The sequence below is a fragment of the Burkholderia sp. BCC0097 genome (assembly GCF_902832985.1).
Lineage (GTDB): Bacteria > Pseudomonadota > Gammaproteobacteria > Burkholderiales > Burkholderiaceae > Burkholderia > Burkholderia orbicola.
The window spans coordinates 576,713-590,589 of record NZ_CADFDM010000006.1; the positions used below are offsets into that span (position 1 = coordinate 576,713).

At 61.0% G+C, this 13,877-nt stretch carries 17 protein-coding genes and 1 tRNA gene; 5 read left to right on the forward strand and 13 right to left on the reverse strand.

The genetic code is table 11. The features are described 5' to 3' along the window. Positions 1-24: 24 nt before the first annotated feature. Positions 25-360: a helix-turn-helix transcriptional regulator gene (locus tag HWX07_RS23040; RefSeq protein WP_244130023.1), complete on the forward strand. Its 336-nt coding sequence runs from the start codon at positions 25-27 to the stop codon at positions 358-360. Between the two features lie 11 nt (positions 361-371). Further along, positions 372-914: a 3'-5' exoribonuclease gene (locus tag HWX07_RS23045; RefSeq protein WP_244130024.1), complete on the forward strand. Its 543-nt coding sequence runs from the start codon at positions 372-374 to the stop codon at positions 912-914. Between the two features lie 16 nt (positions 915-930). Here the strand turns inward: HWX07_RS23045 and HWX07_RS23050 are convergent, their stop codons facing one another. The 6 genes from HWX07_RS23050 to HWX07_RS37015 all read right to left on the reverse strand — a co-directional run bounded on the left by HWX07_RS23050 (position 931) and on the right by HWX07_RS37015 (position 7,266). Next, positions 931-1,398: an HAD domain-containing protein gene (locus HWX07_RS23050; RefSeq protein ID WP_175877793.1), complete on the reverse strand. Its 468-nt coding sequence runs from the start codon at positions 1,396-1,398 to the stop codon at positions 931-933. Between the two features lie 174 nt (positions 1,399-1,572). Further along, the gene (locus tag HWX07_RS23055; RefSeq protein ID WP_175877794.1) at positions 1,573-4,053 is read right to left on the reverse strand and encodes a hypothetical protein; all 2,481 of its coding nucleotides are present in this window, start codon (positions 4,051-4,053) and stop codon (positions 1,573-1,575) included. 89 nt (positions 4,054-4,142) lie between these two features. Continuing rightward, positions 4,143-4,931, reverse strand: coding sequence for an IS21-like element ISBmu1 family helper ATPase IstB (gene istB, locus HWX07_RS23060; RefSeq protein WP_012213993.1), 789 nt, complete (start codon positions 4,929-4,931; stop codon positions 4,143-4,145). A gap of 4 nt (positions 4,932-4,935) precedes the next feature. After that, positions 4,936-6,447, reverse strand: coding sequence for an IS21 family transposase (gene istA / locus HWX07_RS23065; protein WP_027809980.1), 1,512 nt, complete (start codon positions 6,445-6,447; stop codon positions 4,936-4,938). Positions 6,448-6,798: 351 nt separating this feature from the next. Next, on the reverse strand, positions 6,799-6,993 hold the full coding sequence (locus HWX07_RS23070; protein ID WP_143282279.1) for a hypothetical protein: 195 nt from the start codon (positions 6,991-6,993) through the stop codon (positions 6,799-6,801). A gap of 66 nt (positions 6,994-7,059) precedes the next feature. After that, positions 7,060-7,266, reverse strand: coding sequence for an antirestriction protein (locus HWX07_RS37015; protein WP_053093696.1), 207 nt, complete (start codon positions 7,264-7,266; stop codon positions 7,060-7,062). A 99-nt stretch (positions 7,267-7,365) separates the two neighbouring features. Between HWX07_RS37015 and HWX07_RS23080 the strand changes: the two genes are divergently transcribed. Then, complete coding sequence (locus HWX07_RS23080) at positions 7,366-8,811, forward strand: tyrosine-type recombinase/integrase (protein ID WP_347879191.1); 1,446 nt, start codon at positions 7,366-7,368, stop codon at positions 8,809-8,811. Between the two features lie 15 nt (positions 8,812-8,826). On the opposite strand, the gene HWX07_RS23085 is transcribed toward HWX07_RS23080, so the two are convergent. From HWX07_RS23085 to HWX07_RS23110, 6 genes are all read right to left on the reverse strand, one after another. Continuing rightward, positions 8,827-9,258, reverse strand: a complete 432-nt coding sequence (locus tag HWX07_RS23085) for a hypothetical protein (protein ID WP_048985624.1) — start codon at positions 9,256-9,258, stop codon at positions 8,827-8,829. Positions 9,259-9,327: 69 nt separating this feature from the next. Continuing rightward, positions 9,328-10,008 carry a hypothetical protein gene (locus HWX07_RS23090; protein ID WP_027813802.1) on the reverse strand — a complete coding sequence of 227 codons (681 nt, stop codon included), beginning with the start codon at positions 10,006-10,008 and terminating at the stop codon, positions 9,328-9,330. After that, positions 9,981-11,237 (reverse strand): DUF6402 family protein, encoded by a 1,257-nt coding sequence (locus HWX07_RS23095; protein WP_027813803.1) that lies wholly within the window; start codon positions 11,235-11,237, stop codon positions 9,981-9,983. The genes HWX07_RS23090 and HWX07_RS23095 overlap by 28 nt, the downstream gene beginning before the upstream one ends. An 87-nt stretch (positions 11,238-11,324) precedes the next feature. Continuing rightward, positions 11,325-11,663: a hypothetical protein gene (locus HWX07_RS23100; RefSeq protein ID WP_143282317.1), complete on the reverse strand. Its 339-nt coding sequence runs from the start codon at positions 11,661-11,663 to the stop codon at positions 11,325-11,327. 69 nt (positions 11,664-11,732) lie between these two features. Then, entirely contained in the window at positions 11,733-11,873 is a 141-nt protein-coding gene (locus tag HWX07_RS23105; protein WP_153260041.1) for a hypothetical protein, read from the reverse strand. 51 nt (positions 11,874-11,924) lie between these two features. Next, the gene (locus HWX07_RS23110; RefSeq protein WP_048992704.1) at positions 11,925-12,992 is read right to left on the reverse strand and encodes a hypothetical protein; all 1,068 of its coding nucleotides are present in this window, start codon (positions 12,990-12,992) and stop codon (positions 11,925-11,927) included. 187 nt (positions 12,993-13,179) lie between these two features. Between HWX07_RS23110 and HWX07_RS23115 the strand changes: the two genes are divergently transcribed. Both HWX07_RS23115 and HWX07_RS23120 read left to right on the forward strand, forming a co-directional pair. Further along, complete coding sequence (locus HWX07_RS23115) at positions 13,180-13,482, forward strand: H-NS histone family protein (protein ID WP_077187207.1); 303 nt, start codon at positions 13,180-13,182, stop codon at positions 13,480-13,482. A 39-nt stretch (positions 13,483-13,521) separates the two neighbouring features. Next, positions 13,522-13,595: transfer RNA gene (locus HWX07_RS23120), tRNA-Gly, on the forward strand. Positions 13,596-13,645: 50 nt separating this feature from the next. Here the strand turns inward: HWX07_RS23120 and HWX07_RS36850 are convergent. Beyond that, the coding region (locus HWX07_RS36850; protein ID WP_208450664.1) for a hypothetical protein at positions 13,646-13,877 on the reverse strand (232 nt) is incomplete at its 5' end.

The window sequence follows — 13,877 nt, forward strand, 5'->3', positions numbered from 1 at the left end:
ATTGGACCTACAATTTCAAATCCGATGAAAATCAAACGTATCGATCTTGATAAAATGCAAAGCAGTGCTCCGCAAAGCGATGCCCCTTATCGTCTCAAGTCAGACACCTATTCAGCTCGCGGCAATCATAATGTCGCATTCGGCCTCACGCTGCGGATGCTCCGAACATCCCAACATCTCACGCAAGAAACGCTGGCGTTTGCTGTGAACCTAGACCGAACGTACATCTCACTCTTGGAGCAGGGTCGCCGTTCGCCAACGCTCGACACCGTTGTCGCGCTGTGCAGAGGGCTCGGGTTTTCGATTGTTGAGTTTGCCTCGATCGTCGAGTCGCGGCTTACGCGCGCGCCGATAGAGTAACGCGAGCCTACATGGCGAACGCGAAACGTCGTCCTCATATCGTTACCAATCCGGTGGTCAACACCGAGGGTGGGACAATGCGAATTTTTCTTGATACAGAGTTCACCGACTTCATCGACTGCAATCTAATCAGCGTTGCGTTGGTCGCCGACGATGGCCAGGAGTTCTACGCCGAGTGCAACGACTTCGATCGACGCGCCTGCAGTGCATTTGTCCATGAAGCGGTACTGCCGCAGCTAGGTCGATATCCGGACCGCGTGTTCTCTCGCCAAGATCTCCAGCTGGCGCTTCACGAGTGGTTGCGCCCATTCAAAGGCGGCATCTTCTGCGTGGACTTCGCAGGAGACTGGGATCTTCTTGTAGATCTCCTCGATGGCGTACCGAGTGGATGGCAGGGGCTTCTCATACGTGACCAGATCGACCAGGTTCGGTTGGAGTCGTACTACAACCAGTTCGGCGGTCGCCACCATGCGCTACACGATGCCCGCGCTCTGCATTACGCGATGCAAGATGGACCAGAGTCTACGCATCCTGCGAAGTCCGGCTCAGACTGACATCGATCATTATCGCTTAGGAAACGAACTCGTCAATCTGTTGAAGTATGGCGGGATCGTCTATTCCACGGGCCGGATCGCATACCACGAGGCGAGATAGTAATTCCGGCGTGGACGCGAATTCCTTGGGGGCATCGTCCAGAATCAGGACATCGGCTAACGTCAGTCGACGCCTTCGCATATAGTCCGTTATCCGTAGAGAGCGGCTCTCGATACGTCGGTTCGTGAGATAAATTTTGGTAGCTGCGCTCAGCTCGCGCAGATACTCATTTTGCAAGCATTTGAGGTCGAACATATAGATCCAGGTGCTGTGGATTGCGATGTCGACAGCTTTCCCGCTCACCCGTTCGGCCAGCTTGGTCTGCAGCGAACAAACTCCCTGTCCGACTACCACCGGTCCGTTGGGCCCGTATTCGAGCTCGCCCACAGAATTTGGATGTAGGACTCCATCGATGTCGAGGAATATCGTTGTCCTCTTGCTCATGGCTAGACTCAACTTCACAGAAACGGATCGAGATTACGCCATCACCACTTGGGCTGGTACCCGATAACATTCTAGGCGACCGCACTTAGTCTTCGTAGGTCCTCGCCCTGCTGAAGCAATACTGACGTGTCGCGCGCGAACAATTCTCACTAGTTCCCTTGGTCTTAACGCAAATTAAGCCATCTCCCGCGCTTGTGTGCAAAGGCGAGCATGCTCCTCAAGCACCGCCGCTTCGTTTACACCGAGGCGCGCTCCGTAACGATGGGACATGCCTGCGAAGACCTCCCTCACAGCATCGCCAATTGCTTCTTCTGGCAGCAGAGAGGCGAAGCGATAGAGGGCCGCAGCCAATCGATCCTCTCGGGGCCCGTTCTGTACCGGGATGCCCTCGTCACTAACAAAAACACGCATTGCGCACAGGGCCCAGAAGCACGTCGCCCAGCACTCGAGCACATCCTCAGGCAGACCGCCGCCGAGCCCGGGATCTACGACAACCCGCGCAATCAATGGCTGTCCACTGCTCCTCGTGCGGAACAGCTCGTAGAGCAGCCGGGTGACACGTCGCTGCCAGCTTGCATCGCCCGCACTCGGCAGCACTTGCTGCCGCGACACCTTCGCATTGGTATCCCCGGGCATCAAGTTGGATTTGCGGCTGCCGGCGCCCAACACCACGACGAGCAGCGCACGCAAACGCAGTAGGTCCACCACATCTAGATCGCGCTTCGAGGCTTCGCTCTGGAGCAGTTCGATGAAGTCTTCAACGGCTTCGATGAGACTCTTCTGCGTATCGTTGACGTACTGGCGCTGACGTCGCAAACGCTGCGCGGTGGCGTCGACTTTGATTGGCGGCACCAAATCGTCCGAGCCGAACCTCTCGTCGTTATCGAGCGCGCCGTCGCCGTTCGCCGTCTCATCGCCAAGCGACCAGTTCTGGTCCGCCGCGTCGTCTTCGTCGCCGGTTTCAACGGGTAGCCTTCCACGCCCGATGAGGGCATTTAGGAACCCGCGCACCGACTCCTGATGCGACGATGCCAGATGGCTGACCAATGCATCGTTTCCGCCGTCAGCGGCCTTTCTGCGGCCAGCGATAAACTGCTCGTAACTCAGCGTGTGCGAAACGCTTTCATCCTTCTCACCCTGCCGGTCGCGCTCCTCTCTTTCGTGACCGGATACCCGACCTCCGACTGTGACCCCGGCCTCGCGCTCCGCCGCTTGGAGTTTCTGAATCACTTCAAGCAGCCACAGCCCCTCAATGGCATCCTCGTCGTCCAGTAGCGCGAGCGCGTTATCGACGGCACGGCTCCTAAAGCGGCGTTGCGCTTCCTTGAGGGCTTGCTCGACGGTCACGATAGCGAGCGACGACTCGAAGCCGTCCGCGCTCACTTGCGCGAAATGAGGTACTGATTCAGCGCGGCATCGATAGCAAAAACGTTCGGCACCGCTTCCGACGCGCTCAAGGCTAACCGTCAGGCGCGCGCCAGTGCTGTCGAACAGCGCGATTTCCGCGTGGGTTGCATCCAGCCCAACTGGCGGCCACCAGTACAGCCGGTCGCCGACGAGTTCGAAGCGTCCTGGCAGGCGGCGCTGAAACTCTGCCATGGGGATATCGTCGGCAGGGTGGTATGAGGCGATCGTGTCCGGTGAAATGGCCGTCGCATCGGTCAGCGCACCCTCCAACCCGAGCAACTCGACCGCCACGCCCGGCGCGGTCTCGCGATACAAGCACGCTTCTTCATTGACACCGTCTTCTTCCGCACCCAGGGCCGCCGTCGTGCAATTGGCGCTACCGAATAGGACGCAGTCGGCCGTCTCCGTTTCGGCGATAAAAATCTTGGCGTGCGCGAAACGGCTCGAGCCTGCGCTCTTCACGTTCTTGAGGTCGTGTAGGCTAACGTGCGCGCCACTCCGCCATCGATGCACGGGAAAGAGCCGTGTGTCGGGGCGCAGGAGGACGGCCGTCCTCTCAGGTGTAAGTTCATGCCTGAAGCGATCGAGCGTGCCCAGATCCGCGTCCCAGTACGGGCTGACCGCAATGAAACGCGTGACCCGTCGCGCGCCGATCCGCTCAATGAAGCGCGCGCCGATGCCGCGCCTCCCACCGCTGGCGATAAATGCCAGCACGCCATCGTCGTCGGACATCACGGTGTCGTCGCTTGGCTTTGCCTCCGCCAGCCAGCGCGTTCGCTTCAAAGCCCAATCCAGCTGACGCCGCGCCACCGACATGTCAGGCAGCAAACGCTCTAGGTAGTCGAGTGCGGCCCGCAGGATCGGCACAGCAGACGGATCGGTTTCATCGGTCCTGACCTCTCCGATGACCTCGAGATTGCCCGCGAGGCCCGCCGCGGTCATGTTCGCGGAGCTGACCATCAGCCGTCCCGACACATTCCCGAGCTGTAGGACTAGTTTCGGATGAAAGACGCCAGCCGGCTGAATGCCGACAACCGAATAGCGGCGGCCAGCGAACCGCGGTCGCCGGAGGCCGCCTTCCATGGCCTGCGCGACCATCCGCGCATCGGCGACTAAAACATTGTTGCTGCTGCCCGCCTCGCGTAAGCGCGGCAGCGCGATCGACTCGTAGGCGGCGAAGTCCACGCCGAACGTCGTCACGATGGTGGTGTGATAGCCAGTTTCCGCAAAGGAGTTGAAGAGCTTCATGCGGTGTCGCGGGGCGGCGTAAAGGAGCCGGGGATGGGCGGCGTAATGGCGCCAGCAGAACCGGGGGTAAAACGCGGATTCGAACGGTTTCAAGGTTGCGGTTTTTTGCCGTTTTTGGCAACTGCATTTTGAGGGGGATCTGGCATCGGTTTCGGGGTGCGGTAACTGTCGCCCTCGAGGACGAGCCGGTAGGCGCCGTGGCGTAGTCGGTCGAGTGTGGCGGTGCCGAGGATGCGGTTGTCGGGGAACGCGGCGCCCCATTCACCGAAGTCGAGATTCGACGTCAGGATGGTCGCCGCGTGCTCGTAGCGGGCCGCGACGAGATCGTGGAAGTCCTCGTCCTGCGGGGTACGTAGCGGTTTGAGCGCGAAGTCATCGACGATCAGCAGCGGCACCCGGGCGTACTGCTGGAACTTGCGGTCATAGGCGCCGGTGGCGCGCGCGGCGTTCAATCGCTTGAGCAGCTCGGTCTGCGAGATGAACAGCACATCGCGGCCTTGGCGGGCGGCGCAGTGGCCCAGCGCCTGGGCCAAGTGGCTTTTGCCGGTGCCGGTTGGACCGGCGATCAGGATCGCGACCTTCTCGTCGAGATACCGGCCTGTCGCGAGATCATGAACGTGTGAGCGGTTCAACGTAGGCAGCCGGTCGAAGTCGAACGTCTCGAGCGTCTTGCCCATCGCGAAGCCGGCGCGCAGCAGACGGGTGCCGAGCTTCTTGTGTTCGCGACGGGCAACCTCGTCGTGCAGCAGCATGGCAAGGAACTCGGTATAGGCGAGCTGCCCGTCGATCGCCTGACGGTTGCGCTGCTCAAGCGAGTCGAGGATGCCGGACAGGCGCAGCTGTTTGAGGATGGAATTCAATTCGGGACTCGGGTTCATGGTGTCAGTGGATCAGCAGGGATTGGAGATCACGGCCGAAGCGGCCGCCGTTCTGGTAAGCGCCAGTCGGGGCCGACGCGGGACGCGGCACCGGTTCGCTGTCCAGGCCTTTGTCGAGGATGCCCTTGATGGTGCTGTACTTCGCGCTGCTGAACGCGAGCGCACGCTCGCAGGCTGCTTCCAGCCTCTGATCGCCGACTTTCTGTCGCAGCCGGATGATCCCCTGCGCGCCGCGCAGGTTGACGAGCACCTTGTCGTTGAACAGCGCGAGGATCACGCCGTGGCACGACGGCCCGATCTCCTTCGCGCGCGCCAGACACCACTGCGGATCGTGCTCGAGCCAGGCCTGCGCTTCGGGCGGCTGGTGATCTCGCACCGTGTGGCGACCGCCGGCCCGCTGCCGCGGATGGGTTGCGACGAGTTCATGCCGATGGAACAGCTGGATGACCGTATCGGTCGCCTTCAGCCAGAGCGACTTGCCGACGAGCGTGAACGGTGCAGAGTACAGCGCGTGCTTGTAGACGACGTGGCCGTCGCGATGGACCGCCACCTCCTTCCAGACCGACAGTACCGGCGGCACGTCCGGCAATGCAGCGAGCAACGGGCGCTCGACGCCGAAGCGCGTCAGCGGCCGTTCGTGGACGGTGCCGTGGATACGAGTGCCGGCCTGCTGCATCACCCATTCGCGCAGTTGCCGGTTGGCGTCGGCCAGATCCCGGAACTCGCGCAGCGGCACGAAGGACTTCTTGACGTATTTGACGCCCGATTCGACGACGCCCTTCTTCTGGGGATCGTGCGGCGGACAGGCGTCGATCCGGAATCCATATCCCTCGGCAAGCGCGGCGTACGAGCGTTGCACCGCCGGCTCGTATCGACACGCCCGGATGATCGCGCACTTCGCGTTATCGATGATGACCCGGTCGGGACAGCCGCCGAACCATTCGAAGGCGCGCCGGTGGCTGGCGAGCCACGTCTCGACGGTCTGGTCCAGCACGATCTCGGCATACTGGTGGCGCGACCAGCACAACGTCATCACGAAGATCCACGTCCGGACCGCAATGCCCTCGACCGTCAGCACGGGTCCCGCGCCGAAGTCGACCTGCGCGGCGTCGGCCGGTGCGAAGTCGAGGATCGTTGTGGTGGCCACGCTGCGCTCGGCAGCCAGATGGCGCAGCATGCGCTTCACGGCACAATAGCTGCCGGCGTAGCCATGATTGCGTTGAAGGGCGGCATGGATCGTGGTGCCCTGAACGCCGGCGGCAAGCCATTCGCGGACCTGTTCGCGATATGGCTCAACCGTCGACACACAGGTGTGCGGCAGGTGCGGCGTGCGCCCGAAGACACCCGCGATCGTAGCGTCGTCCGGCAGCGGCTGCACCGGATCCAGCCAACTACGCGCTTCAGCCTCGCGGCGCACGGTCGTCAGCTTCTTGCGCCCCATCAAACCGCCGCGCGCGATGTCGCGGTCAGAATCGCCTTGCCGCATGCGGACAAGGACTTGGCGGTATTCAAACAATTCGAACCTCCTGTTGGCCATGGACGCTCCGTTCAAAAAGAACGGAGCGTACCGACTCGGAAAGTTCGAACCGCGTTCTCGCCCTGATGCTGCTGGCGCCTATGCGCCGCCCCTAACGTGGCGCCATTACGCCGCCCTTGGACTGGCGCCTATGTGCCGCCCCTCAAGTGGCGCCCTTATGCCGACCCCGCATTGGCTCCATAGCGCCGCCCCGTGACAGTTGGCCCAGTGTGTCGCCTGCAGCATGGCGCTGGACCAGCTTCTGGATCTCGCCATCGAGTGTGTCACGCACACGCTTCGCAATATCGAGCAGCCACTTTTCCTGCTTTTCTGACAAGGGTAGGTAGCTGTTCATTCTCGACTGGCAGTTACGAACGAGACTTCGTTCGTCCTGTTGGAGAACTGATAGTCCAACGCCTCAATGCAGATGTTCAGTTCGCGACGCAAAGCCCTTTCGTGTGCTTCGGCTTTAGCTTCCTGCTCTTCGCGTTCCTTACGACATTTCTCCCGGCGCTCAGGGTCGTTCAATTGTTTGAAGTCCAGCATCATATGCCTCCGTGAGAAGACGAGAAAGCCCGGGCATAACGATGCCCGGGCGCAGTGACGACAACATCAATCGATTGCCGCCGAGATCTCGGCCGACTCGGGGCGCTGCGATGCATAGTCCAGCAGCCGATGATAGCGATCCACGAACCGATCGTCGCCGGTGACTTCGGCAATGTGACAGAGCACGAGCAACGTGACGACGATCCCGAACGCGTCGGCACCCGTCTCGCCCTCGTCGCCGTTGAGCGGCCACTGAACTTGGAACCGGCGCACGTGATCGGGGCAAGGTAGCACCCGCCATTGTCGAGCTCGAAGAATTGCCAGAGGCCGCCCGTATAGCTTTCGGACAGACGACTCGCGTAGTTGAAGATCATGCTTTCTGCGTTGAGATACTCGGTGGCGAACCGCCGCGGCGGGCAGTGGTGGCGATCGGTACCGCGCATCGGCGTCGGCCGCGCCCGCGTGCTGGTCGCCTGGTTGCGGCGCCACGCGTCGTCGATCGGCGCAGCCGTCGAGGCCGACGTCGACGCCGGCGACGCGCTCGCGCCGACGTCGGCGGGCGTCACCGCCGGCGCCGGGCAGCTGGCCCCGCTCGAGCGCCTGGCGCTGCCCGTCGAGCTGTCCGGCGCGCACGGGGCGAACCGCGCGCCCGTGTTCGCGTATCTCGGCGCGGCGCACGATCTCGATGCGGTGCGGGCCTATCTGCATCGCTACGACGACCGGCCCGCGACGCAGCGGGTCTACAGGAAGGAGCTCGAGCGCCTCGTGCTGTGGTGCGTGGCGGAACGCGGCGTCGCGCTGTCGTCGATGCGGGTTGAGGATTGCGAGGCCTACAAGGCGTTTCTCGCCGCGCCGGGCGAACGCTTCACGGGGCCGCCAGTCGCGCGCACGAGCAGCCAGTGGCGGCCGTTCGCGCCGGGTGGCCTGTCACCGGAAAGCCAGCGCTACGCGGTGCGCGCGATTCGCGCGGCATTCACGTGGCTCGTCGCGGTGCGGTATCTGGCCGGCAACCCTTGGGCGGCCGTCTCCGATCCCAGCGTCGTCAGGCGGGTGCGCAAGCTGCAGGTCGAGCGAGCACTACCGCTTGACCTCTGGACGCGCGTACGCGAGACGCTGGCCGAACGCAGCGAGCTGCAGGGGCCGAGCGGGCCGCGCTGGCGGACAGCACGTGCGCTGTTGCTGCTGATGGGGGATGGTGGCCTGCGGATCGCTGAGGCGGCCGCGGCGAGGCGTGCGGCGCTTGTCTGGATGCCGGCGGACGACGACACGCCGGCCAGCTGGTTGCTCGAGGTGATCGGCAAGGGCAACAAGCAACGCTTCGTGCCGATCAGCGACGAGTGCGTCGACGCGCTGCGCGCGCACTGGCGCGATCGCGGCCAGGATCTCGACGCGGCGGCCGCAGCGAAGCCGCCCGGGTTGCCGCTGGTGGCGCCGTTGGTCATCCCGCCGACGCCGCGAGCCCGCGAGAAATTCGGCGAGCCCGTCGACACTGACGAAGCAGTAGCCGGCGCCGCAGCGCGGGGCGGCTATTCGGTGCGCGGCGCGCGCGGACTCACGCAATGGGCGATCGCGCAGCTGCTCGCGGTGATGTCGGATCTCACTGAGTCTGAACGGCGCAAGCTGGCCAGCACGTCGCCCCATGCATTCCGGCACACGGTCGGCACGCAGATGTTGGCCGCCGGCGTCGCGCTCGAGGTCGTGCAGCGCACGCTCGGCCACGCGTCGCTCGGCACCACGTCGATCTACGTGTCGCCGGAAGAGGCGCGGATGCGCCGCGAGGCGGCGAAGTACCATGCCCGGCTAACACGCGACGGCTGAGTGCGTCTCCCGATCTTATGAAAAGAACGCGAGCAGTCGTTGCAGCAACGGTATGCGTGCCGTCCACCAGTCCGTCCGGGAAGGCGGCATGGCAATGAAGCGCAACGGAGACGACTTCGACTGGTCGTAGTAGAAAATGTTGTCGTCGCTGTACCGCAGTTCCGTGGGTGCTGCATCGTTGAGCGTGCGCACCGCAAAATAACGCTCCGCCAGCACGTCTCCTGCCGGACCCATCACCCGGAGTCGAATTTCGTCACCATCGGCAAAAGAGCGGGGCACCCGACATAGCTCGATCTTGTACTTCTTGCCACCGAACTCTTTCGTTCCCCCGTTAAGATCCTGCGTATAGCTCTCGCAATCTTCGTATGGCTTCCGTAACGCAAGAGCCGGAATCGCCAGTACCAAGACAAGCGCGATCGCGATTACATGTTTTCTGGTGACCTGCATATTTCGCCGAGGCTGATTTTTGTGGGATTGGACGGCGGAGCCGTTTGATGGCTGTACGGGCGGCTACTCTCAGCGAAGCCAAATCGGAATTCTTGCGGCAACCCAGTCGATCAAGGTGGGCGGCAGCGAGATCGAACGCATGCTGTCGTACTGATCGGACGCGTCGAAGTAAATCAATTTGCCATCGCGGATCTTGATCGAGTCTTCACCCGGCCGGCCGTCCCAAAAAACGAAAAATAAGCGCGTGGCGAGCGTCGAGCCATTCGCATCGGTGATGACGAGTTTGACCTGCTCGTTCTGATCTGCAAAAAATCCATGACTGCGCGCACCACTTCCGCAGATGTTGACGATGTAGGTCGTGCCGTCGACCTGTTTGATTCCACCATTCATCTTGGCGTTGTAGTTGAAGCGCTGACAATCGGTGTCGTCTGTCGTGACCCCGCCTAAACTGATGAGCGCGAGGCAGGCCAATAAGCCAAGTGTCACGATCGCCAGTCCCGCGCGCTTCGCTCGGCCGAAATGGGCGATATTTCGAAGAAGCCAGTAGAAGTAGGCTGCAAAGATGACCGCGGTGACGATGAAGATCGCGGTCTTGCCGTTCTTGAGCGCGAAAATCGCGATCGCGTTCGTGGCGCCAGGCGGCAGGAACGGCCACACGATGGCGGCAACCAAGGCCACGGCCCCGACTACCAAGATCGCTCTGAGGATGAGGCGGATCATCTTCATTGTTCCGCCGGGATGGGTCTGCATACGGTATCAAGTTTCAAAACAATCGGGTTGTCCAGTTTCACGAGTTTGGGTCTACTGTAAACCATAAAGTCACCGCCACGATTGTGTGCCGCTCTCCACTCGCGATATGTCTTGTTGTGCACTGGCCAGTACACATCCTTCGCCATAAATTTCCGAAAGAGACTTGTCCGTTTGTCGATCGGTTTGTTGACCTCTTCGCCTTCAGGAAGATAGTGCCACTTTTCGATGGTTGAATTTCCGACATTCAAGTTGCTGCTCTTGAAGAAATCGTTGGCTGCAGCGACGTACGACAGCACCATTCCGTTCTTGTTCCAGTGGCCAAGATACTGGCTCTTGGAAGGCGAATCATCGTTAAATGAATAGCTATCCTTGATGTAGACATAGATGTGGGTAATCTGTGCAACCGGTTCGAGACAGAATATTTTGTTCTTGCCTTCGTACTTGTAGTAACGCTCGCCGGTAACGGTCGCCTTCCCAACAGCAGCGTAGAAGTTGAAGTTTGCCAGTGCGCCGGTTAGATCGGTCAACGCCGTACCGTCGAGTGTGTCGACGGATGATACTGACTGGTACTGAAATCTCCAGGCGACATGAAACTGAAGCAGATCCGTCAGAAACGGCGTAGTGTCGATCACGATACCTGCCGCGTTCATTTGTCCGGCCGCGAAACTCTTCTCGATCACGGGCGTCAGCGTATTCCTCGCCGATGTAGCAGCATTCGGAGTGTAAATCGCTTGTCGGACGAGTTGATTGAAACGCTCAAGTGCTCCGCGAAACCGCAACGCCCATTCCAGAGAGACTGTCCTGTCGTCGATCGGCTGCACCGAGTTGAGCTGGTCGTTATAGGCGTGCTTAGGGCTTGCAAACCACTCTCGCGCAAGCTTGGCCGAGATCGGCCAGCCCATCTTGTCCATCGCTTTGGGAATGTCCTGCAGATCGAACTCAGGCAGCTTGTTCGCTTGCTCGGCGTCTTGGGGCTTATCACTCGGTTGTGGCTTGGCGGGCGGCTTGGCCGGTGCTGGAGCAGGCGGCTTCTGTGGCGCGAGAGGAGCGGCTGCCTTCGATGGTGGCGGTGACGGCGGCTCGTTCGGCGCAAGTCTATCGAACGAGATTTTTTGCTGCGTGTCGATGGGAACGCATCCGACCACGCCAGAGTAACATTTCCACCGTTTGCTGGAATATAGAACTCCGGACTCCAGTTGGTAATACGGGACTTTCTTGACGTCTGGCATAGGGCCTTGAATAACGACTTTTCAAACGAACGGGTATCAGATTAATCGATTCATCGGAAAATCGATCAGAGACAATGAAAACAACTGTTAGATCAGGTCGCGATTGCGCAAGATGAAAAGGTAGGGGCAATCCGCCGGCGGCACGATCGACACGGAAGGCTTGCTCGCCAGGCGAGCCAACATTGCGCTTTCGAGTTCGGCCGCCTGGTTGTCCAACCACCCTGGCTGCCACGTTCGGGCCCACGCGAGCCAAGCCGCTGGCGAAAGGCTGGCGGCCGCGGTCGGCTTCGATGGCACGTAAACCGCGTCTCGCCACGAGAGGCCCGACCGGAACCGCACGCCAGTGACTCGAAGATGCTTGCGTGTACAAACGACGATGAACGCGCGGTGCGGCCGCTCGTCATACAGCACATCCGGCTCATGCACACCTCTCGCCGGCGCAGCGGAAACCGGTCCAGTCCATTCGAATTCCAGGGTAGCGCCGGTTCGCTCGGCCTAGTCGCGGTTGTAGAGGCCACCATCAATGTAGGCGTTCATGCCTGCGTCACCGAGGATCGGTCCGCCGATAAACGACCCGGATTCGACGATGGCGCGCGCAATGTACGGCGCTGTTTCGTGCGTCAATTTGATCGGCATAGCTCGACACTGTGTTAGAAAAGTGGCCGGCCATGCCGGCTTGGTTGTACGTCACCGGATCCCCGCTGCCTTACGCTCGAGCGGCGAGAATTTGCGTAGCGACGCGTAGGGATCGACGAGCCGTCGCGGCGCACGAAGCAGCTTGACGCCTGGTGTTAGCAAGCCGCCGAAACCCAAGCCGGCGACGACTCCGGCCGCGATGCGCAGATTCGACCAGTCTGCCGGCATGATGCAGATCAACATGATCGCGATGATGCTGACGCCGAACATTACCTTCAGAAAGAACCATGGTGCGGAGAGCGCGTCGATGTCGAGGATCGAGCACGGAATCTCTTCCGATTCGTATTCCTCTTTCTCGCGGACCAACTCCAAGTCGAGCGGTGCCGGCCGACTGGAGACCGGATTGACCAGGCGTTCGGTAAGCGCTGCAGTGACTACGTCGACCGCAGGGAACTCGTGCGGCCACCGATGATGTTCCGCCACACCGTAGGCCCGCAGGATCGGCAGCGCCCAGGCAGGATGGTTGATCGGTGCTAGCAGTTGGCCGTCTAGCACGGCCCAATACATGGTCTGATGCGCGTGCTTCGCCGCGTAGGTCGCGAGGCGATCGGCGGCCGGGTAATCGTACGGCGCAACGTGCGCCGGGATCCATTGCGCACCCATATCGCGGAAGAATCCCACGCGATTCTTGCCCTCGTGCGCCAGAAATAGACCGAGCGGTTTGATCCAGATGAACTCGGCTCGATCGTAGCCTTCTGCCGTCGCGCGAGCCGGGTCTTGCAACCTGGCCAGCAGAGCCGGTCGCTCGTTCTCAGGGACAGAGGAGGTAGTCCATCGCCAGCTCGCGCCGATCGTCTGCGAAACAGGCGCAAGCGCGCTAAACGAATCGCCGCACGGTTCGAGATTGCTGAACGGAAAGACGGTTCTGAAAAAAGAAGCTCCGATCCGTGGGCCGTAGGCACCGTCGTGGAACGGTTCAATGAGACGCCGACCGGCCGCACTGCGGCATGCGAGCTCGTCGACTTCGTATTTTGCGTCGACGAGCAGCCTGATCTCGTCGCGCAGCTTCGAGGAAATGTTGTCCACGACGGCTTCGAGTGAGGTGGTAGTTGCGCTCATCGCTTGTTCCATTTTCTAGTCGCTCTCAATCGACTGACTGGTTATCGTGTGTGCGTCGTGCCGGCGTACCTTTGGACGCGAAAAACGTAACCGACGGTATTTGTGATTATGCCGGAATCGTGTTGACGGGACCGAGTTTGCCGACTAGGCTACTCGTTCGTTGTTTAACTGATTCTCTTCCATCTCCATGGCAACTTATCTTGAATTGAAAGCGCAGGCTGATGCGTTGGCACAGCAAGCAGAAGAAGCACGTCTCGCAGAGCTCGACAGTGTCATTGCAGCGATGCGCGAACAGATCGCAGAGTACGGCATCACGCCCGAGCAGCTGTTTGGGCGCCGACGTGCTGCAGCGTCTGGGGAGCGAGCTCCCGTGGCACCCAAGTATCAGGATCCGAAGACAGGAGCCACCTGGAGCGGGCGGGGCAAGGCACCGCAGTGGATTGCAAACGCGAAGAATCGCGATCGCTTTCTGATTCCCGCTGCAGAGTAAAAGAGCGCTTTCGCGGCAAAGCCCGCGAATTCCGCTTCCGCGGGTGTAGCTCAATGGTAGAGCTGAAGCCTTCCAAGCTTACGACGAGGGTTCGATTCCCTTCACCCGCTCCACATTTCCGATTGAAAAAAATGCCCTCAAGCGTCGAGGGCAGGTTTGCAACTTATCCTTCGGTATCCTCGCCGAAAGCTCCGACTAAGCGGAGCACCCAGAACCAGTATTCCCGTGGATCCACGTCGGTGAGGCCGAAATTCGGCCAGTCGCTGCGGGGGTAGGTGGGATGTTGGTGTCGCGGGGCGGCGTAAAGGAGCCGGGGATGGGCGGCGTAATGGCGCCAGCAGAACCGGGGGTAAAACGCGGATTCGAACGGTTTCAAGGTTGCGGTTTTTTGCCGT